This is a genomic window from Streptomyces sp. ISL-1, assembly GCF_018614585.1.
Lineage (GTDB): Bacteria > Actinomycetota > Actinomycetes > Streptomycetales > Streptomycetaceae > Streptomyces > Streptomyces maoxianensis.
The window spans coordinates 1-19,826 of the sequence record NZ_JAGGOI010000026.1; the positions used below are offsets into that span (position 1 = coordinate 1).

Annotated in this window: 18 protein-coding genes and 1 pseudogene; 9 read left to right on the top strand and 10 right to left on the bottom strand. The window is 70.5% G+C overall.

The features are described 5' to 3' along the window. The coding region (locus J7E87_RS18945; protein ID WP_251017669.1) for a glycoside hydrolase family 10 protein at positions 1–1,173 on the top strand (1,173 nt) is incomplete at its 5' end. Positions 1,174–1,211: 38 nt separating this feature from the next. On the opposite strand, the gene J7E87_RS18950 is transcribed toward J7E87_RS18945, so the two are convergent. Continuing rightward, a complete protein-coding gene (locus tag J7E87_RS18950; RefSeq protein ID WP_215095497.1) occupies positions 1,212–1,403 on the bottom strand; it encodes a DUF1918 domain-containing protein in 192 nt (63 codons plus the stop codon). Between the two features lie 67 nt (positions 1,404–1,470). After that, complete coding sequence (locus J7E87_RS18955) at positions 1,471–2,367, bottom strand: DMT family transporter (RefSeq protein ID WP_215095498.1); 897 nt, start codon at positions 2,365–2,367, stop codon at positions 1,471–1,473. Between J7E87_RS18955 and J7E87_RS18960 the strand changes: the two genes are divergently transcribed. Further along, positions 2,366–3,805: a PLP-dependent aminotransferase family protein gene (locus J7E87_RS18960; RefSeq protein WP_215095499.1), complete on the top strand. Its 1,440-nt coding sequence runs from the start codon at positions 2,366–2,368 to the stop codon at positions 3,803–3,805. The two genes, J7E87_RS18955 and J7E87_RS18960, sit on opposite strands and share 2 nt — an antisense overlap. A gap of 120 nt (positions 3,806–3,925) precedes the next feature. Then, the gene (locus J7E87_RS18965; RefSeq protein ID WP_215095644.1) at positions 3,926–4,501 is read left to right on the top strand and encodes a histidine phosphatase family protein; all 576 of its coding nucleotides are present in this window, start codon (positions 3,926–3,928) and stop codon (positions 4,499–4,501) included. 133 nt (positions 4,502–4,634) lie between these two features. On the opposite strand, the gene J7E87_RS18970 is transcribed toward J7E87_RS18965, so the two are convergent. From J7E87_RS18970 to J7E87_RS18980, 4 genes and pseudogenes are all read right to left on the bottom strand, one after another. Further along, the gene (locus J7E87_RS18970) at positions 4,635–5,873 is read right to left on the bottom strand and encodes an RNA polymerase sigma factor (RefSeq protein WP_215095500.1); all 1,239 of its coding nucleotides are present in this window, start codon (positions 5,871–5,873) and stop codon (positions 4,635–4,637) included. Between the two features lie 8 nt (positions 5,874–5,881). Continuing rightward, positions 5,882–6,235 carry a YciI family protein gene (locus tag J7E87_RS18975; protein WP_215095501.1) on the bottom strand — a complete coding sequence of 118 codons (354 nt, stop codon included), beginning with the start codon at positions 6,233–6,235 and terminating at the stop codon, positions 5,882–5,884. 211 nt (positions 6,236–6,446) lie between these two features. Further along, positions 6,447–6,673: pseudogene (locus J7E87_RS35150) on the bottom strand (4-hydroxybenzoate 3-monooxygenase); the annotation flags it as partial. A gap of 164 nt (positions 6,674–6,837) precedes the next feature. Beyond that, a complete protein-coding gene (locus J7E87_RS18980) occupies positions 6,838–9,057 on the bottom strand; it encodes an NADP-dependent isocitrate dehydrogenase (protein ID WP_215095503.1) in 2,220 nt (739 codons plus the stop codon). A 420-nt stretch (positions 9,058–9,477) separates the two neighbouring features. Here J7E87_RS18980 and J7E87_RS18985 point away from each other — a divergent pair, with 420 nt between their 5' ends. The 6 genes from J7E87_RS18985 (at position 9,478) to J7E87_RS19010 (ending at position 15,796) form a co-directional block, all read left to right on the top strand. Beyond that, a complete protein-coding gene (locus J7E87_RS18985) occupies positions 9,478–10,842 on the top strand; it encodes a pyridoxal-dependent decarboxylase (protein WP_215095506.1) in 1,365 nt (454 codons plus the stop codon). Positions 10,843–10,887: 45 nt separating this feature from the next. Continuing rightward, positions 10,888–11,916: an N-acetyl-gamma-glutamyl-phosphate reductase gene (gene argC / locus J7E87_RS18990; protein WP_215095508.1), complete on the top strand. Its 1,029-nt coding sequence runs from the start codon at positions 10,888–10,890 to the stop codon at positions 11,914–11,916. 70 nt (positions 11,917–11,986) lie between these two features. Continuing rightward, positions 11,987–13,141: a bifunctional glutamate N-acetyltransferase/amino-acid acetyltransferase ArgJ gene (gene argJ, locus J7E87_RS18995; protein ID WP_215095510.1), complete on the top strand. Its 1,155-nt coding sequence runs from the start codon at positions 11,987–11,989 to the stop codon at positions 13,139–13,141. Positions 13,142–13,147: 6 nt separating this feature from the next. Then, positions 13,148–14,047: an acetylglutamate kinase gene (argB, locus tag J7E87_RS19000; protein ID WP_215095512.1), complete on the top strand. Its 900-nt coding sequence runs from the start codon at positions 13,148–13,150 to the stop codon at positions 14,045–14,047. Next, positions 14,044–15,252, top strand: a complete 1,209-nt coding sequence (locus J7E87_RS19005; RefSeq protein ID WP_215095514.1) for an acetylornithine transaminase — start codon at positions 14,044–14,046, stop codon at positions 15,250–15,252. The genes argB and J7E87_RS19005 overlap by 4 nt, the downstream gene beginning before the upstream one ends. 7 nt (positions 15,253–15,259) lie before the next feature. Continuing rightward, positions 15,260–15,796, top strand: a complete 537-nt coding sequence (locus tag J7E87_RS19010) for an arginine repressor (protein ID WP_215095646.1) — start codon at positions 15,260–15,262, stop codon at positions 15,794–15,796. A gap of 71 nt (positions 15,797–15,867) precedes the next feature. On the opposite strand, the gene J7E87_RS19015 is transcribed toward J7E87_RS19010, so the two are convergent. The 4 genes from J7E87_RS19015 to J7E87_RS19030 all read right to left on the bottom strand — a co-directional run bounded on the left by J7E87_RS19015 (position 15,868) and on the right by J7E87_RS19030 (position 19,646). Continuing rightward, positions 15,868–16,644: an FAD:protein FMN transferase gene (locus J7E87_RS19015; protein ID WP_251017670.1), complete on the bottom strand. Its 777-nt coding sequence runs from the start codon at positions 16,642–16,644 to the stop codon at positions 15,868–15,870. Beyond that, positions 16,644–17,525, bottom strand: coding sequence for an FMN-binding protein (locus J7E87_RS19020; RefSeq protein WP_215095517.1), 882 nt, complete (start codon positions 17,523–17,525; stop codon positions 16,644–16,646). The genes J7E87_RS19015 and J7E87_RS19020 overlap by 1 nt, the downstream gene beginning before the upstream one ends. Before the next feature lie 38 nt (positions 17,526–17,563). Next, the gene (locus J7E87_RS19025; protein ID WP_251017671.1) at positions 17,564–18,931 is read right to left on the bottom strand and encodes a ferric reductase-like transmembrane domain-containing protein; all 1,368 of its coding nucleotides are present in this window, start codon (positions 18,929–18,931) and stop codon (positions 17,564–17,566) included. Positions 18,932–19,061: 130 nt separating this feature from the next. Further along, positions 19,062–19,646, bottom strand: a complete 585-nt coding sequence (locus J7E87_RS19030) for a pyridoxamine 5'-phosphate oxidase family protein (RefSeq protein ID WP_215095519.1) — start codon at positions 19,644–19,646, stop codon at positions 19,062–19,064. Positions 19,647–19,826: the final 180 nt, after the last annotated feature.

The window sequence follows — 19,826 nt, forward strand, 5'->3', positions numbered from 1 at the left end:
CTGCCGGCCGGCGCGGCTCGGCGCCGGCGCACGCCGCGCACGGAGTTCCGCGGCATGTGGCTGGCGACCGTCGCCAATCGCGACTGGCCCTCCGCCGGCGGGCTCACCGCCGCCGAGCAGCGCGCCGAACTCCTCCACCACCTCGACATCGCCGTCGCCCGCAAGCTGAACGCCGTCGTCCTCCAGGTCAGGCCCACCGCGGACGCCCTGTGGCCCTCGCCGCACGAGCCCTGGTCGCAGTACCTCACCGGCGTACAGGGGCAGCACCCCGGCTGGGACCCGCTGGGCACTGCCGTGCGCGAGGCCCATCTGCGCGGTCTTGAGCTGCATGCCTGGTTCAACCCGTACCGCGTCGCGACCCACACCGACCCGTCCCGTCTGGTCGCCGGCCACCCGGCCCGGGTCCACCCGGAGTGGGTCCTGCCGTACGGCGGGAAGCTGTACTACAACCCCGGCATCCCCGAGGTCCGGACCTTCGTCCAGGACGCGATGATGGACGCCGTCAGCCGCTACGACATCGACGCCGTCCACTTCGACGACTACTTCTATCCGTATCCGGTGGCCGGCCAGGTCTTCGACGACGACGAGACCTACGCCCGGTACGGCGCGGATTTCGCGGACAAGGCCGCCTGGCGGCGGGACAACATCGACCGCCTGGTCAGCGAGATGGCCGACCGGATCAAGAAGGCCAAGAAGGCCAAGAAAGACACCTCGTTCGGAATCAGCCCGTTCGGTGTATGGCGCAATGTCGCCACCGATCCGCTCGGCTCCGACACCTCGGCGGGCGTACAGACCTACGACGATCTGCACGCCGACGTCGTCAAGTGGGTCAAGCAGGGCTGGATCGACTACGTCGTACCGCAGCTGTACTGGCACATTGGTTTCGGCCCCGCCGACTACGCCAAGCTGCTGCCCTGGTGGAGCGATGTCGTACGGGGCACGGGCGTGTGTCTCTACGCCGGTGAGGCCCTCTACAAGGCGGGCGACCCCGCCCAGCCCGCGCCCTGGCAGGACCCGGCCGAGCTCTCCCGGCATCTCACTCTGGCGGCCACCTACCCGGAGGTGCGCGGCCACTGCTTCTTCTCGGCCAAAGAGGTCACGACTGACCGGATCGGGGCGATGGCCACGGTGGTGGCCGACCACTATCCGACCATGGTGCTGCCGCCCGCCTAGGGGCGAGCCGGCTCTGGGGACTGGTCAAGGGGTGCGGGTCAGGTCTTCTCGTGGTGGCGCACGACGGTGTCGGGGCCCGGAGACAGCAGCGCCTCATGCCCGTCGTCGAAGCGCACGCGGTACGGGGGGTTGCCCTTCTGCCCCAGTACCTCGACGACTTCGGCGGTCTTGTCGTGCTGTCCCACGATCCTGCCGTGTACCAGCAGCGTGTCGCCCACGTTTGCTTGCATCGGGAGTGACCTCCTCGAAGGCGGTGTCCGTGCTTCGAGTCTAAGGCCGGGGCCGGGAGTTGCACCCTCAGCTTTTGGCGCGCTGGGTCACCGCGATGCACACCAGGACGGCCACCGCCGCAACCGGGGCGGCGGGGGAGAGCCGCTCGTCCAGCAGGGACACCGACCAGACGAGGGTGAGCAGCGGCTGGGCGAGCTGGAGCTGGCTGGCCTTGGCGATGCCGATGGAGGCCATGCCCCGGTACCAGACGTACAGGCCGAAGAAGGTTGAACCGGCCGCGACCCAGAGCAGTCCGATCACGCCGTGGGCCGTCAGCCGGACCGGCTCGAAGGTGAGCGCGAGCGCCGATCCCGCAAGTGCGATCGGCAGGCAGAGCATCAGCGCCCAGCCGACTACCTGCCAGCCAGGCATCTGGCGGGCCAGCCTGCCGCCTTCGGTGTAACCGGCCGCGCAGACCAGCAGCGCGCCGAAGAGATACAGGTCACCGGTCTGAAGCGCGCCGCCGCTCTGCTGCACGGTGAAGGCGATCACCACGGCCGCGCCCCCGAGCGCGGTCAGCCAGAAGGTGCGCGAGGGTCGGCGCCCGGTGCGTACGGCCGCGAAAGCAGCGGTGGTCAGCGGCAGCAGACCCACCACCACGGCGGCGTGCGATGTGGTGGAGGTCCGCAGCGCGAGCGTCGTCAGGAGCGGAAAACCCACCACCACACCGCCGGCCACCACAGCGAGGCCCGCCCAGTGCCGGCGGCCGGGGAGCGGTACCCGCATCACCAGCAGAAAGCCCCCGGCGATCAGGGCGGCGAGGACGCTCCGCAAGGCGACCAGGGACCAGGGGCCGAAGCTCTCCAGGCCCCAGACGGTGGACGGGAAGGTGAGCGAGAACGCGATGACGCCGAGTGCGGCGAGGAGGGTGCCGCTGCTGACCGCTATCGGTGTGATGGGGGTAGCGCTATCCTGTGCTGTCATGCAAGAGCGTAGCAGTGTGGCGGAGTTGGCAGATTCGCTGAAGCGGGAGTTGGACCGCTACTCACCCGGTGGGAAGCTGCCGTCGAGCCGGGCGCTGGTAGAGCGGTACCGGGTCTCGCCCGTGACCGTCTCCCGAGCACTCGCCCGGCTCGCTGCCGAGGGCCTGGTCGTCACCCGCCCCGGCGCCGGTGCGTTCCGTGCGCAGCCCCGTACCGACACCGCCCCGGCGCCGGGGGACACCTCCTGGCAGGAGGTCACCCTCAGCGCGGACGCCGCCACCGAGCTGGTGCCGCGCGCCGTGGACGCGTCGGGGGTCCTGGCCACGCTGGCCGCGCCCCCGCCGGGCGTCGTGGAGTTCAACGGCGGCTATCTGCACGCCTCGCTCCAGCCGGAACGGGCGATGGCCGCCGCGCTGGCCCGGGCGGGACGGCGGCCCGGAGCCTGGGGGCGGCCGCCCACCGACGGGCTCCCGGAGCTTCGCGAGTGGTTCGCCCGTGGCCTGGGCGACAGCATCGGTGCCGCTGACGTACTGATCACGGCGGGCGGCCAGTCCGCGCTGACCACCGCCCTGCGCGCGCTCGCACCGCCCGGCGCCCCCGTCCTCGTCGAGTCCCCGACCTACCCGGGCATGCTGGCCATCGCCCGCGCTGCCGGACTGCGTCCTGTGCCGGTCCCGGTCGATTCCCGGGGGGTACGTACGGAACTGCTCGCCGCCGCCTTCAAGGCCACCGGCGCCCGTGTCTTCGTCTGCCAGCCGCTCTTCCAGAACCCCACTGGCGCGGTGCTCTCGCCCGAGCGCCGCCCTGACGTGCTGCGCATCGTCCGCGAGGCCGGAGCCTTTGTCGTCGAGGACGACTTCGCCCGCCGCCTGGTGCACGAGGACGCGGGCCCCCTGGCGAGCCCGCTCGCCGCGGACGACCACGACGGCGTCGTCGTGCACGTCAGCTCGCTCACCAAAGCGACCTCACCCAGCCTGCGGGTGGGCATGCTGGCGGCTCGCGGCCCCGTACTCGAGCGGCTGCGCGCCATCCATGTCGTCGACACCTTCTTCGTCCCCCGGCCGCTCCAGGAAGCGGCCCTGGAGCTGGTCGGATCACCGGCCTGGAACCGCCATCTGCGCGCCGTGGCTGCCGAGTTGAAGGCCCGCCGCGACACCACGACCGCGGCGCTGAGCCTCGCACTGCCCGAGCTGTCCCTCCCGTACATCCCGTCCGGCGGCTACCACCTCTGGCTGCGCCTCCCCGACGGCACGGACGAGGCCACCCTGCTCTCCGCGGCTCTGCGCGCGGGGGTGGCACTGGCCCCCGGCCGCCCCTACTTCTGCGCCGAACCTCCGGCCGGGTATGTCCGGCTGAGCTTCGCGGGAGTGGCGGGCCACGCCGAGATCGCCGAGGGCGTACGACGGCTGCGAAAGGCCTGCGACGAGGTGCTGTGCTGAGCGCCGTCAGGCCTCCGGGATCGGACGATCATGAGCAACTCGGAGGCCATCCGCAGCATCCCGGCCACGATGGACAAATCCCCCCTTGACCTGCGGGGCTTTCGCATCCACGATCGCGCCATGAGTGTCCGGATCACGCTGGTCGCCGCCGCGCGCAGTTCCTCCCTGCTCACCGAGCGCTTCGACGACGACCGGCCCCTCGACCAGGCGGGCTGGCACGAGGTGCAGCTCAACGCGTACCGACTGGTGCCGCTCAGCTACGCCGAGTTGCGCTACTGCTCGCCGACCGCCCGCAGCCGGGCGACCGGCGAGGCACTCGGCTTCGCCCCGCTCGCCCAGCCCGCGCTTCGCGACTGCGACATGGGCCGCTGGCGCGGTCTCACGTTCGCGGAGGTCACGGCCCGTGAACCGGCGGCCGTCGACGCCTGGCTCGCCGACCCGCGCTCCGCGCCGCACGGCGGCGAGCCGCTGCTGGCGTTCATATCGCGCATAGGGGGATGGCTGGACACGAGGCCCGTCGGCGACGGCGACTCCATCGTCGCGGTCGCCGAACCCGCGGTCGTGCGAGCGGCACTGGTCTACGCCCTGAAAGCGCCGCCCTCCTCGTACTGGAACGTGGACGTCCGCCCACTGTCGACCGTGGCCCTGACCGGTCAGGCGGGCCGCTGGAGCCTCTGCCTGGAGACGGCGGCCTGATCCTGCGCGTTACGGATCGCGGGGTTCGGAGCGTCGATGATCCGGCGCGTCGATGATCCGGCGAGTGGGCCGCACTGAGCGAGAGGGACATGCGCAGCAGGTCAGGCCGCCAAGGACCAGCCCGCGAGGGGGTTTACGACCCGCCGTCACTTCCGGGGAGCGCCTCGCGCCGGCGCCGCAGAAACGCGCGTTCCGCCTCGTTCGCGGTGCGGGCGAGCGCCGCCTCGTAGGCCCGGGCCGCCTCCTCGTCGCGGCCCAGCCGGCGGAGCAGATCGGCGCGGATGGCGTGGAACAGATGGTGCCCGGCGAGGTCGATGTCGTCGAGCAGGGCCAGTGCCGCGGCCGGGCCGTCGAGCTCGGCCACCGCGACCGCGCGGTTGAGGGCCACGACCGGGTTCGGGGACAGGGCGAGCAACTGGTCGTACAGCCGGAGGATCTGGCCCCAGTCGGTGTCCGCCGCGACCGGCGCGTCACTGTGGACCGCGTTGATCGCCGCCTGGATCTGGTACGGGCCGGGCCGATCGCGCCTCAGGCACTGGCGGACCAGCGCCTGGCCCTCGGCGATGAGCGCGTGGTCCCACCGGGCGCGGTCCTGGTCGGCCAGCAGGACGAGGTCGCCGTCGGGCGTGGTGCGGGCGGCCCGGCGCGACTCGGTGAGCAGCATCAGCGCGAGCAGCCCCTTGACCTCCGGTTCGTCGGGCATCAGCCCGGCCAGCAGCCGGCCGAGGCGAATGGCTTCCGCGCAGAGGTCCTCGCGGACCAGGCGCTCGCCCGAACTGGCTTTGTAGCCCTCGTTGAAGATGAGGTAGACGACGGCGAGCACGGCCCGCAGGCGGTCCGGGAGGTCGGCCTCGCGCGGGACCCGGTAGGGAATGCGGGCGTCGCGGATCTTGCCCTTGGCGCGGACCAGCCGCTGGGCCATGGCCGGTTCGGTGACCAGAAAAGCGGACGCGATCTCCGCGGTGGTGAGCCCGCCGAGCAGGCGGAGGGTCAGGGCGACCCGGGAGGCGGGGGCGAGCGCCGGGTGGCAGCAGGTGAAGATCAGGCGCAGCCGGTCGTCGTGCACGGGATCCTCCTCCTGGGCCGGGGCGTCGGGGGCGTGCAGCAGCGCGGCCTGGGCATGCCGGTCCTGACGGGACGCCTCCCGGCGCAGGCGGTCGATCGCCCGGTTGCGTGCGGTGGTGATGATCCACCCGGCCGGGCTCGGCGGCAGCCCGGCCGACGGCCACCGTCGCAACGCCGTGGTGAACGCGTCCTGGACCGCCTCCTCGGCGATGTCGATGTCACCGAAGACGCGGACCAGGACGGCGACCGCGCGTCCGTACTCCTCGCGGAACACGCGCTCCGTCACGGACGCGGGCACGTCCGGCATGCCGGACGTCACCCACAGGACCCGTGCTGCAGCGGCCTGACCTCGATCGGGAGCGTGATCGCCCGGGCGAGCTTGCCGCCCCACTCGAGCGCGGCGTCGAGATCGGGCGCCTGGATGACGGTGAACCCGCCGATGTGCTCCTTGCCTTCGATGTACGGGCCGTCGGTGGTCAGCAGCTCACCGTCCATGAGCCGCACCACGGTGGCAGTGCTCGGCGGGTGCAGACCGCCGGCGAACACCCAGGCGCCGGCCGCCCTGAGCTCGGCATTCACGGCCTCCAGGTCCCGCATGATCGGTTCCAGGACCTCGGGCGGCGGCGGGTCTCCGTCCGGCTGGTAGATGCTGAGCAGGTACTGCTGCATGGCGTCTCTCCTCGGTGCGGTGGCCGGCGTCGTGCCTGCCTCTCACCCTCTATACGAACGGCTTCCGGCCGGATCGACATCGCACACGGCCGGGCCGGACATTTTTTTGCGCGCCACCGCGGGCGGCCATGCGTTCAGCCGCGGCGGGCGGCCATGCGTTCAGGTGCCGGGGCGCGTCGCCCGGGACCGGGGGTGAGGTACCGGGTGAGGTTCAGCCCGTGAGCGGCAACCCCGTGCAGTTCTCCGCCAGTTCGGCCGCGGCGTGCGGCGAGGTCGCCACGCGGTTGAGTGGGAGAGCTGCAGACGGGTATCGAACGCGGACCGGGCCGGATCGGTGTGCAGCATCGTGGTCATGGAGTACGAGAAGTGCTCGGCCCGCCGGACGCGGCGCAGGCACGTGTCGGAGAAGGCCTCGAGCAGCCCGGTCGAGCCGGTGTCCGGCCGGAACTGTCGCTCACCGCCGTCGGCGAAGCCGCGCTTCACGCATATCCCGACGGCCTGATGTCCGGGAACGAAGACGGAACCGCCCCGGCCGGGCAGGATGCCGACCGGGGCGGTACAGGTACACGTGCGGAGGGCGCGCCCCTTCCGCGGCTGTCGCGTCAGCCGAGGATCGCGAGAGCCTGGTTGAAGGTCGTCGACGGCCGCATGACGGCCGTGGCCTTCGACGCGTCGGGCCGGTAGTAGCCGCCGATGTCGGCCGGCGAGCCCTGCACCGCGATCAGCTCGTCGAGGATCGTCTGCTCCTGCTCGCTCAGGGTCTTGGCGAGGGCGGCGAACGCCTCCGCGAGCTGCGCGTCCTCGGTCTGCTTCGCCAGCTCCTGCGCCCAGTAGAGCGCCAGGTAGAAGTGGCTGCCGCGGTTGTCGATGCCACCCACTCGGCGACTGGGCGACTTGTTCTCGTTGAGGAAGCTGCCGGTCGCGCGGTCGAGCGTGTCGGCGAGTACCTGGGCGCGCGCGTTGCCCGTGGTCTGCGCGAGGTGCTCGAAACTGACCGCGAGCGCGAGGAACTCGCCCAGGCTGTCCCAGCGCAGGTAGTTCTCCTTGACGAGCTGCTGGACGTGCTTGGGCGCGGAGCCGCCGGCGCCGGTCTCGAACAGTCCGCCACCGTTCATGAGCGGGACGACCGAGAGCATCTTCGCGCTCGTGCCGAGCTCGAGGATCGGGAACAGGTCGGTCAGGTAGTCGCGCAGCACGTTGCCGGTGACCGAGATCGTGTCCTCGCCCCGGCGGATGCGCTCCAGGGAGAAGGCGGTCGCCTCGACCGGCGACATGATCTCGATCTGCAGGCCCTCGGTGTCGTGCTCGGCGAGGTAGGTCTTGACCTTCTCGATGATCGTGGCGTCGTGCGCGCGGCCCTCGTCGAGCCAGAACACCGCCGGGTCGCCGGTCGCGCGGGCGCGGGTGACGGCGAGCTTGACCCAGTCCTGGATCGGCAGGTCCTTGGTCTGGCACATACGGAAGATGTCGCCGGCGCCCACGACCTGCTCGAGCACGACATTGCCGGCCTCGTCGACGACCCGCACCGTGCCCGTGGTGGGAACCTCGAAGGTCTTGTCGTGGCTGCCGTACTCCTCTGCCTTCTGCGCCATCAGGCCGACGTTCGGCACCGAGCCCATCGTCGACGGGTCGAAGGCGCCGTTCGCGCGGCAGTCGTCGATGACGACCTGGTAGATGCCGGCGTAGCTGCTGTCGGGGAGGACCGCGAGGGTGTCGGCCTCCTGGCCGTCCGGACCCCACATGTGACCGGAGGTGCGGATCATGGCCGGCATGGAGGCGTCGACGATGACATCACTCGGTACGTGCAGGTTGGTGATGCCGCGGTCGGAGTCGACCATCGCCAGCGCGGGACCCTCGGCGAGCTCGGCCTCGAAGGATGCCTTGATGGCCACGCCCTCGGGCAGCGACTCCAGGCCCTTGATCATGCCGCCGAGACCGTCGTTCGGGCTCAGGCCGGCCGCGGCGAGCGCCTCGCCGTGCGCGGCGAACGTCTTCGGGAAGAAGGTGCGCACCACGTGGCCGAAGACGATCGGGTCGGAGACCTTCATCATCGTGGCCTTGAGGTGTACGGAGAACAGCACGCCCTCGGCCTTGGCGCGTGCGACCTGCGCCGCGAGGAACTCACGCAGCGCCGCCACGCGCATGACGGACGCGTCCACGACCTCGCCCGCGAGCACCGGAACCGACTCACGCAGGACGGTGGTGCTGCCGTCGTCCCCCGCGAGCTCGATGCGAAGCGAGCCGGCCTCGGCGATGACCGCGGACTTCTCGGTGGAGCGGAAGTCGTCGGCACCCATGGTCGCGACATTCGTCTTCGAGTCGGAGACCCACGCGCCCATCCGGTGCGGGTGCGCCTTGGCGTAGTTCTTCACCGAGGCCGGCGCACGGCGGTCGGAGTTGCCCTCGCGCAGCACCGGGTTGACGGCACTGCCCTTGACCTTGTCGTAGCGCGCACGGACGTCCCGGTCCTCGTCGGACTTCGGGTCGTCCGGGTAGTCGGGCAGCGCATAGCCCTGCTCCTGCAGCTCGGCGATCACAGCCTTGAGCTGCGGGATCGACGCCGAGATGTTCGGCAGCTTGATGATGTTCGCCCCGGGAGTCTTGGCCAGCTCGCCAAGCTCGGCGAGCGCGTCATCGATGCGCTGGCTCTCCTCGAGGTGCTCGGGGAAGAGCGCGATGATCCGCCCGGCCAGAGAGATGTCACGGGTCTCGACACTGACCCCGGCCGTCGAGGCGTACGCCTGGACGACAGGCAGGAACGAATGGGTCGCCAGGGCCGGCGCCTCGTCAGTGTGTGTATAGATGATGGTCGAGTCAGTCACCGGGTGCTCCGCTCCACGTCTGCAACATTGCTCGACATCAAGATATCTCGTACACCGCCCCCTCCGGACAGGGCCCTGCACCTGGACCGGGGCCGGTGGCGCACGGTGACCGAGCGCTTCGGTTGGCACCTCGGCACTTGAGTCGGCCCGAAGCGCGGAGCATCGGTGCTGGGCCGGACGTAGAGGGCCGGTACGACCCACGCGCAACTCGTCCTTGACGAGGCTCCAGAAGCGCCGAGCCGGTAACTGGAGTTCGTGGCGCGCGTTCAACTTCGACTGCCGGGGGAGCGAGCCGGGGATGAGGTGGTCGAGCCCCTCGGCGCGGCCTCAATTCCTTCCGCTGCACGGTGATCAAGGCGTGGGAGTGGCCGTGCGAGTCGTCGCTTGCGTGGCGGCGGCGACTGTCCCATAGTCCGAGGTATGGACGCGCGCGAGACGGCGCTCCGACAGGCATACGGCCATGCCGTCCGCTGGCTGGCGAGCCTGCCCGATCGCCGGGTTCCCGCCCGTGCCTCGGTCGAGGAGATCGTGCGCGCGCTCGGTGTCGAACTGCCCGACGGTCCGAGCACGCCCGCCGAGGTCGTCGACCTGCTGGCCACGGCCTGCGAGCCGGGGCTCACCGCGTTTCCCAGTGGCCGCTTCTACGGGTTCGTGGTCGGTGGCACCGAACCGGCCGCGCTGGCCGCGGACTGGCTGGTCAGTGCCTGGGACCAGAACTGCGTGATGCGCGCCGTCTCGCCCGCGTACACGGCGGCGGAAGACATCGCCGGGGCGTGGTTGCTCAATCTGCTCGGCCTGCCGAGCGACAGCGCCGTCGGCTTCACCACAGGTGCCACGATGGCGAACTTCACCTGCCTCGCCGCCGGGCGCGACGAGGTACTGCGGCGCACCGGTTGGAACGTCGCCCGCGACGGACTCACAGGTGGGCCGGCTGTACGCGTCATCGTCGGCGAGGACCGTCACATGGCCATTGACCTGGCGCTGCGCTACCTGGGGCTCGGCAAACCGGAGCTGGTGAAGGCTGACGATCAGGGACGCATCGAGACGGAGGCACTGCGGCACACCCTGGCGGCCGACTGGCAGAGCCCCACGATCGTGATCCTCCAGGCCGGAGACATCCACTCCGGCGCCTTCGATCCCTTCGTGGAGACGATCCGTGCCGCTCGTGAGGCAGATGCATGGGTGCACATCGACGGCGCCTTCGGACTGTGGGCGGCGGCCTCCCCGGTTTACGCACACCTGACGGCGGGCTGCGCGGACGCCGACTCCTGGGCGACGGATGCCCACAAGACCCTGAACGTCCCCTACGACTGCGGCCTCGCCATCGTGCGCGACCCGTTCGCGGTCCGGGCGGCGATGGGCCTGCAGGGCGACTACCTCATCCAGGACGAACACGGCGACCCCGTCGACAAGGTCCCCGAGCTCTCCCGGCGCGGCAGAGCCTTCACCGTGTGGGCCGCACTCAGGTCCCTCGGCCGATCAGGTGCGGCCGACCTTGTCGAGCGGCTGTGCCGACACGCCTCCGCGTTCGCCGCCGGCATCGCCGGGATCGACGGCGCGACAGTCCTCAACGAAGTGGTATTCACCCAGGTCTGCGCCGAGTTCGGCAATGACGAACGCACGGAACAGGTACTCACCGGGCTGCTCGACGACGGCACGGCGTGGATCAGCGGCTCCACCTGGCACGGCCGTCGCGTCATGCGGATCTCGGTGAGCAACTGGTCGACGACCGACGACGACGTGACGCGGGCGCTCGACGCGATCCGCCGCGCATCGATTGCATAAACCTACGGGACTGCGTATAGTCATGCCTTCGACGAGGAGGATTCGATGGCGGTACGAGCAGCAGTGGCAGGAGCGAGCGGTTACGCGGGCGGGGAACTGCTCCGGCTGCTCCTTGCCCACCCCGGCGTAGAGATCGGCGCCCTCACCGGCAACTCCAACGCCGGGCAGCAGCTCGGCGGACTGCAGCCGCATCTGCTGCCGCTCGCCGACCGGGTGCTCCAGCCGACCACCGCCGAAGTGCTCGCCGGGCACGATGTCGTCTTTCTCGCCCTCCCGCACGGGCAGTCCGCCGCCGTCGCCGACCAGCTCGGCGACGAGGTGCTCGTCGTCGACATGGGCGCCGACTTCCGGCTGGAGGACGCCGCCGACTGGGAGGCGTTCTACGGCTCGCCGCACGCCGGGACCTGGCCCTACGGCCTCCCCGAACTGCCGGGCGCCCGCGCCTGCCTGGTGGGGGCCAAGCGCATCGCGGTGCCCGGATGCTTTCCCACCGCCGTCTCGCTCGCGCTGTTCCCCGCGTACGCGGCCTCTCTCGCCGAGCCCGAGGCTGTCATCACCGCCGCGTCCGGCACCTCGGGTGCGGGCAAGGCGCCCAAGCCGCACCTGCTCGGCTCCGAGGTCATGGGCTCCATGACCCCCTACGGCGTCGGCGGCGGCCACCGGCACACCCCCGAGATGATCCAGAACCTGAGCGCGGTGGCGGGGGAGCGGGTCAGCGTCTCCTTCACGCCGACCCTCGCGCCGATGCCCAGGGGCATCCTCGCCACGTGCAGCGCGAAGGCGAAAAAGGGCGTGACGGCCGATTCCGTACGGACTGCGTACGAGAAGGCCTTCCAGGACGAGCCGTTCATTCGCCTGCTGCCCGAAGGACGGTGGCCCTCCACCTCGTCCGTGTACGGATCTAACGCCGTCCACATCCAGACCGCGTACGACGAGGCAGCCGGCCGCATCATCGCGATCAGCGCCATCGACAACCTCACCAAGGGCACAGCGGGCGGCGCGGTGCAGAGCATGAACCTCGCCCTCGGGCTCCCCGAGGACACCGGACTTTCCACGATTGGAGTCGCTCCATGAGCTGGGGGCACCGCCCAGCGGTAGCTGAGGGAGCACACGCAGCCGCCGGGCTGCTGAACAAGGAGATGCAGTGAGCGTCACAGCAGCCAAGGGATTCTCGGCGGCGGGCATCGCCGCCGGGATCAAGGAGAACGGCAATCCGGACCTGGCCCTCGTGGTCAACAACGGTCCGCGCCGCGCCGCCGCGGGCGTCTTCACCTCCAACCGTGTCAAGGCCGCCCCCGTCCTGTGGTCCGAGCAGGTCCTGCGCGGCGGCGAGGTCACCGCCGTCGTCCTCAACTCCGGTGGCGCCAACGCCTGTACAGGCCCCAAGGGCTTCCAGGACACCCACGCCACCGCCGAGAAGGCCGCCCAGGTCCTCGCCGGGCACAGCGCGGGCGAGGTCGCCGTCGCGTCGACCGGCCTGATCGGCCTACTGCTGCCCATGGACAAGCTGCTGCCCGGCATCGAGCACGCCGCCGCCGAACTCTCCCCGCATGGCGGCGAGAAGGCCGCCATCGCCATCAAGACCACCGACTCCGTGCACAAGACCGCCGTTGTCGACGGCGAGGGCTGGACCGTCGGCGGGATGGCCAAGGGCGCGGGCATGCTCGCCCCCGGCCTCGCCACCATGCTCGTCGTCCTCACCACCGACGCCGACCTGGAGGCCGCGACCCTCGACAAGGCCCTGCGCGACGCCACCCGGCTGACCTTCGACCGGATCGACTCCGACGGCTGCATGTCCACAAACGACACCGTGCTGCTCCTCGCCTCCGGAGCCGCCGCGATCACGCCCCGGTACGAGGAGTTCGCCGAGGCCGTCAGAAAGGTCTGCGACGACCTCGCCCGGCAGCTGATCGGCGACGCCGAAGGCGCCTCCAAGGACATCCGCATCGAGGTGATCAACGCGGCGACCGAGGACGACGCCGTCGAGGTGGGCCGCTCCATCGCCCGTAACAACCTTCTCAAGTGCGCCATCCACGGCGAGGACCCCAACTGGGGCCGGGTGCTGTCCGCCATCGGCACCACGAAGGCCGCCTTCGAGCCCGACCGGCTCAACGTCGCCATCAACGACGTATGGGTCTGCAAGAACGGCGGCGTCGGTGAGGACCGTGAGCTCGTCGACATGCGATACCGCGAGGTGAAGATCACCGCCGACCTCGCCGCCGGGTCCGAGTCCGCCGTCATCTGGGCCAACGACCTCACCGCCGACTACGTCCACGAGAACAGCGCGTACTCCTCCTGAGGACTCATGAGCACTCGTAAGCACACCGCACTGCCCAAGGCACAGATCCTCATCGAGGCGCTGCCCTGGCTGACCCGGCACAACGGCAAGACCGTCGTCATCAAATTCGGCGGCAACGCCATGATCGACGAGGACCTCAAGGCGGCCTTCGCCCAGGACGTCGTCTTCCTTCGGCACGCCGGGCTCAAGCCCGTCGTCGTGCACGGCGGCGGCCCTCAGATCAGCGCGCAGCTCGACAAGCACGGCCTGGTCAGCGAGTTCAAGGCGGGCCTTCGGGTCACCACGCCCGAAGCCATGGACGTCGTACGGATGGTGCTGGCCGGCCAGGTCCAGCGCGAGCTCGTCGGGCTGCTCAACCAGCACGGCCCGCTCGCCGTCGGCATGACCGGCGAGGACGCCCACACCATCACCGCCACCAAGCATCAGCCGCGGATCGACGGCGAACTGGTCGACATCGGCCGGGTCGGCGAGATCACCAGGATCGACCCGGGTGCCATCGAGGCGCTGCTGGAGGACGGCCGTATCCCGGTCATCTCCTCCATCGCCCGCTCCGCCGACGACCACCACGTCTACAACGTCAACGCCGACACCGCCGCAGCCGCACTGGCCGCCGCGCTGGGCGCCGAGACGCTGATGGTTCTCACCGATGTGGAGGGCCTCTACGAGGACTGGCCGAACAGCGACGAGGTGATCAGCAGGCTCACCGCGAGCCAGCTGGAGAAGCTGCTGCCCGACCTCTCCAGCGGCATGGTCCCCAAGATGGAGGGGTGCCTGTTCGCCGTACGCAACGGGGTCAACACCGCCCGCGTGCTCGACGGCCGCGTCCCGCACTCGATCCTGCTGGAGATCTTCACCGACTCCGGCATCGGCACGATGGTCGTGCCCGACGGACAGGGGGAACCATGAGCAACCAGGAACTGGTGCGGCGCTGGCAGGGCGTGATGACCGACAACTACGGCACGCCGAAGCTGTCTCTCGTCCGCGGCGAGGGCGCCAGGGTCTGGGACGCGGACGGCGTCCAGTACACCGACTTCGTCGGCGGCATCGCAGTGAACGCGCTCGGCCACGCCCACCCCGCCGTCGTGGAAGCCGTCTCCCGGCAGATCGCCTCTCTCGGCCATGTCTCCAACCTGTACGTCGCCGAGCCGCCCCTCGCACTCGCGGAGCGCCTCATCCAGCTCTTCGGCCGCCCCGGACGCGTCTTCTTCTGCAACTCGGGCGCGGAGGCGAACGAAGCCGCCTTCAAAATCGGCCGGCTCACGGGCCGTCAGCACATGGTCGCCGCCGTCGGCGGCTTCCACGGCCGCACCATGGGGTCGCTGGCGCTCACCGGCCAGCCGGGAAAGCGGGAGCCGTTCCTGCCGCTGCCCGGGGACGTCACGCACGTCCCGTACGGGGACGCCGAAGCGCTGCGGGCGGTGGTCACCGAAGAGACCGCGCTTGTGATCATCGAGCCGATCCAGGGCGAGAACGGCGTGGTCGTCCCGCCCAAGGGCTATCTGGAGGCCGCCCGGGAGATCACCCGGGCCACCGGCACGCTGCTCGTGCTCGACGAGGTCCAGACGGGCATCGGCCGCACGGGACACTGGTTCGAGCACCAGGCCCACCAGGGCGTCGAGCCCGATCTGGTCACGCTCGCCAAGGGGCTCGGGGGCGGGCTCCCGATCGGCGCGACCATCGCGTTCGGCGAGGCCGCCGAGCTGCTGAAGCCCGGCCAGCACGGCACCACCTTCGGCGGGAACCCGGTCGCCTGCGCCGCCGGGCTCGCCGTACTCGACACCCTCGCGGCCGACGGAACCCTTGACGAGGTCAAGCGCCTCGGCGAGAAACTGCGGGACGGAATCGAGGGCGCCGACGGCAAGCACAGCCACCCTCTGGTCTCCCATGTCCGCGGCGCGGGCCTGCTGCTGGGTATCGTGCTCAACGAGCCCCTCGCGCCGCAGGTGCAGCAGGCGGCTCAGAGCGCCGGCTTCCTGGTGAACACGCCTGCCCCCGATGTCGTACGGCTGATGCCCCCCCTGGTCATCGGCGAGGCCGAGGTGGACGCGTTCCTCCTGGCCCTGCCCGGCGTTCTCGACGCAGCAAGCGGGGATGGACGATCCGGAGAATGAGACGACGATGACCGAGGCGCAGGACACCGAGCATGGCGGACCCGCAGTACCGCAGACCCGCACGGCCCGCCACCGCCGGATCGTGGACATCCTCAACCGGCAGCCGGTGCGCTCGCAGAGCCAGCTCGCCAAGCTCCTCGCGGACAACGGACTGAGCGTCACCCAGGCGACGCTCTCCCGCGACCTCGACGAGCTGGGCGCGGTGAAGATCCGCAACACCGGCGGCGAGCTGATCTACGCGGTGCCCAGCGAGGGCGGCTTCCGCACCCCGCAGGCCCCGCTCGGCGAGTCGGCGAAGGAGGACCGCATGAGCCGCCTCTCCGGCGAACTGCTGATCTCGGCCGAGGCGTCGGCCAACCTCGTGGTGCTGCGTACGCCGCCGGGCGCGGCCCAGTTCCTCGCATCGGCCATCGACCAGGCCGAACTGCAGGACATCCTCGGCACCATCGCGGGCGACGACACACTGCTGCTCATCAGCCGCGACCCGGTCGGCGGCCAGGCGCTCGCCGACCACCTGCTGCGCCTGGCCCAGAACGATCGCTGAGGCCGCCGACCGGTGGCGACCGTCGAGGCCGCCGACCGGTAGCGACCGCCGAGGCCGTCCGCGGTCGGGCGTCAGGCAGTCAACTTCGCCGTGTGGCGGGCGAATCCGCTGGTCTGCCAGGTGCTGCCGTCGGCATTGACCGCAAAGCCCTCGGTATCGGGCAGCTCCTCCAGCCAGTCCCGGGCCCGCCCGCCCATGGCGTACGCGGCGGTCGCCCGGGCGTCCGCACGGGTCAGCCCCGGGCAGACGACGGTCATCGACGCCAGGACCTCGGCGGGTGGGCGGCCGGTGTGCGGGTCGAGAATGTGACAGCCGCGCTCGGCCGGGCCCGATGTGGCGACGGCGAGGCCCTCGTCGGCCTCGATCACCGTAACGAGCTCGCCAGGGTGCAGCGGGTCACTGACGCCCACCCGCCAGTGGCCGCCGTACAGCTGGATGTCGCCGCCTCCATTGAGGCACACCGAATCCGCACCGGACGAGGCGAGCATGCGGACCGCGCACTCCACCGCCCAGCCCTTGACCAGACCGGTCGGATCGAGCCGGCCGGCGTAGTGGGCGGTGAACCAGCCGTCGCTCTCCCGCTCCGCGTCCGCGCACAGATCGAGCACCTCGGCGACCTCGGTGACACAGTCTCCGAGGGAGAGTTCGCCGCGGGCCAGTCGGCTGAGCTGGCTGCTGGGACGGTACGTCGAGAAGATCTCGTCCACGCGGTGCAGACCGGCCACGGCGGCGGCGAGTCCGGCGCGCACCCTGGGGGAAGTGCCGCTGTCTCCGATCCGGATGTCGAACGAGAAGACCGTCCCCATGGAGTGCTCGACATGGCGCAGGCGTTCTTGGCCGGCCGGCATCACAGGCCCGCTTTGTCGAGGGCGCTCTGCAGGGACTTGATGTAGCCCTCGCTGGTGTAGCTGGCGCCGGAAACGGCGTCGATCTGCGCACTCTGTGCCCTGACCGCCGCCTGGTTCAGTTTGGGCACAGCGTTGGCGGCGATCTGCTTGCTGTTGGGGTCGGAGGAAGGTGTCTTGACGGCGTCGGCCGCGGTGACCTTGCCGCCGCCGACCGTGATCCTGACCTGCACCGGGCCGTACTGGGTGTCGGCCACATCGCCGAGGACGGTCTTCGCCGCCGGGGCGTCGTCGGAGCCGGAACCCGAGCCCGAGCCGGTACCCGATCCGGTACCGGAGCCCGAACTCGAACCGGAGCCTGAGCCCCCTCCGGGCTGAGTCCCTGCCCCGGGTTGTGCCCCGGCCTGCGCGCCGGATCCATCGCTGCCGGATTCGCCGGCAGCAGAGCCTGCCGCCTCTGCCGCCCCGGCCTTGTCGAGTGCGCTCTGCAGGGACTTGATATAGCCCTCGCTGGTGTAGCTGGCCCCGGAGACCGTGTCGATCCGCGCGCCCTGCGCCGTCACCACGGCCTGGTTGAGCTTGGGGATCGCGTCGGCGGCGATCTGCCGGCTCCTGGCGTCGGCGCTGGGCGCCTTCACCGCCTGCGCCCCGGTGATTCTGCCGCCGCTGAGGGTGAGCTGGACCTGGACGTCGCCGTACTGCGTGCCGGCGACGTCACCGAGCACGGTCTGTGCCCCCGCGGCCGCGGCCCCGGTCCCGGCGGACGCCGAGCCGGCGGGCGGCACCTGAGAGCCGGCCTGCACCGCCCCCGCCACGGTGTTACCCGGTTGCTTCAGTGCGAGCAGCAGGACGACACCTGACACGGTGGCGGCTGCGCCGATCATGATCCGGCGAATCGGATGTTTCCTCTTCAAGGACGGCCTCACATCTCGAAGGACTCATGGTGGATCCGGCGGGACGGCACTCCTGCTTCGCGCAGTGCCTGGTACGACTCCTCGGCGAGACCGGGCGGCCCGCAGAGGTAGACGTCGTGCTCGTCGATGTCGGGCAGCACCTCCGTCAGCCGCTGCGCGGTGATCTCGGGCCGGGCCCCGTCGGGACCGTTCACGGCGTACATCAGCTGTGCGTCCCGGCGCTCAGCGATCTGCTTCAACTCGTCCCAGAGGGCCAGGTCCCGCGTCTTGCTGGCCCGGTAGAGCAGCGTCAGGTCGCCAGGGCCGCCGGGCAGTGTCTCGAACAGCGCCCGCAGCGGGGTGATCCCGGCGCCGCCCGCGATCAGCAGCACCTTGTTGCGGCTCCGGCGCCCGGCGGTCATGGCTCCGTACGGCCCCTCCGCCCAGACCCGCGTCCCCGGCTCGAGCCGGGAGAGGGCCGTGCTGTGCTCGCCGACCGCCTTGACGGTGATACGCATCAGAGTGGGGCGGGGCGCGGCGGAGAGCGAGTACGGATTGGCGCTCCAGCGCAGCCCCTTGGTGAGGAACCGCCAGCGGAAGAACTGACCCGCCTCGGCGCCGAGCCGGTGCAGCCGTCGCCCGGTGATCAGCACGGAGACCACGCCCGGAGCCTCGTCCACGACGGATTCCACCCGCATCCGGTGCCAGAGGTTGAGCCGCACGGGCGCCAGGATCCGGTACCAGAGGAGCAGCGCGCCGACCGCGGCGTACAGCACGTACCAGACCGTGCGGGCGGTCGAGCCGGCCACGAACTCGGCGCCGGTGGCCAGTTGGTGCCAGAAGGTCAGGTATACGGCGGCATAGGTCAGGAGGTGCAGGTAGTACCAGGTCTCGTAGCGCATGCGGCGGCGCACGGCGCCGGCCGAGACGAAGCCGACCACCAGCAGGAGCGCCGTGCCGATCGCCGCCTTGATCATTTCGGGGAAGTCGACGACGACGATGACGGTCTGCTCGACGAGGCCGGTACGGGCCTGGACCGCGTATCCCCAGACGGTCAGCACGACGTGCGTGACGATCAGGCTGATCGCGTAGCGGCCGCTCATCGCGTGCCAGCGGGTCACCCGGTCGGAACCCACCCGCCGTTCCAGAGCCGGGACGCGTGCCATCAGCAGCACCACCAGCGCGATCACGTATCCGCCCAGCAGCCCGGTGATCCGGCCGGCACCGATCAGCCACTCGGCGGTGGTCATGTGCACCACCGCCGTGTTCTGCCACCACAGTGACAGCACGGCCACCGCCCCTGCCCAGGCGATGGCCAGCAGCGCCACCGCCGGGTCACGCCGGGGCCGGATCGCCCGCATGGTCTGGCGTCTCGCGGCCCGACCGGTCTGCAACATCGCCACGACTGCTCCTCGGCTGTGCATCATTCGCGTACGGGGATACGCATGCGAGGCGCGTGGAGTTCAACTCGGGGGACGCTTGTGCAATCTGTGAGTCGCCGGCCCTGTCGGTATCGGGTGATATGGCTCAGGGCGTCGGCGGCAGCGGAAGCGGCAGCCCCGGGAGCCCGTCGATGCTGCTGGCGATGTGCTCCTTCTTGTGGAAGTAGCCGTCGAGACTCTCGTCGTCCTCGCGCTCGAACCGCCTGGCGTGCAGATCCCGGTCCTCGTCGTACGTCATGAAGGGCACTGCGTATCCGCAGGTGTCGCGGACGAGTTCGGCTGTCACCACGATGATCGCGCGCAGCCCGTGCCTGCTCGGATCGACGTCGGGGAAGCAGGCGAGGAGTTCCTTGAAGCGCGGGTCGTCACGGAAGACGGGCTCACCGCGGCCGTGCACGCGCACAATGTTCGGCGGCCCCTGGAAGGCGCACCACATCAGGGTGATGCGGCCGTTCTCCCGGAGGTGGGCGATGGTCTCGGCGTTGCTGCCGGCGAAGTCGAGGTAGGCCACGGTCTGCTCGTCGAGGACGGCGAACGAGCCCGTGAGGCCCTTGGGGGACAGGTTGATCGTGCCGTCACCGCCGAGTGGTGCGGTGGCGGTGAAGAACATCTGCTGCTCTTCGATGAAGGTGCGCAGTCGGCCGTCTATCCGCTCATGAATCTTTCCCATGCCATGGATTATTGGTGATCGGGGACGTCCGCCGCGTTCGATTTCACCCGGTGATACCCAACTCCTGCCGCAGCCGTGCCAGTACGTAGTCGCTGAACAGATGCGTGCAGCGGTCCAGGAGCGCATGGCCCGGCGCCCCCGAATATGTGCACGCCCACAGAGCGCGTTGACAAAACATAC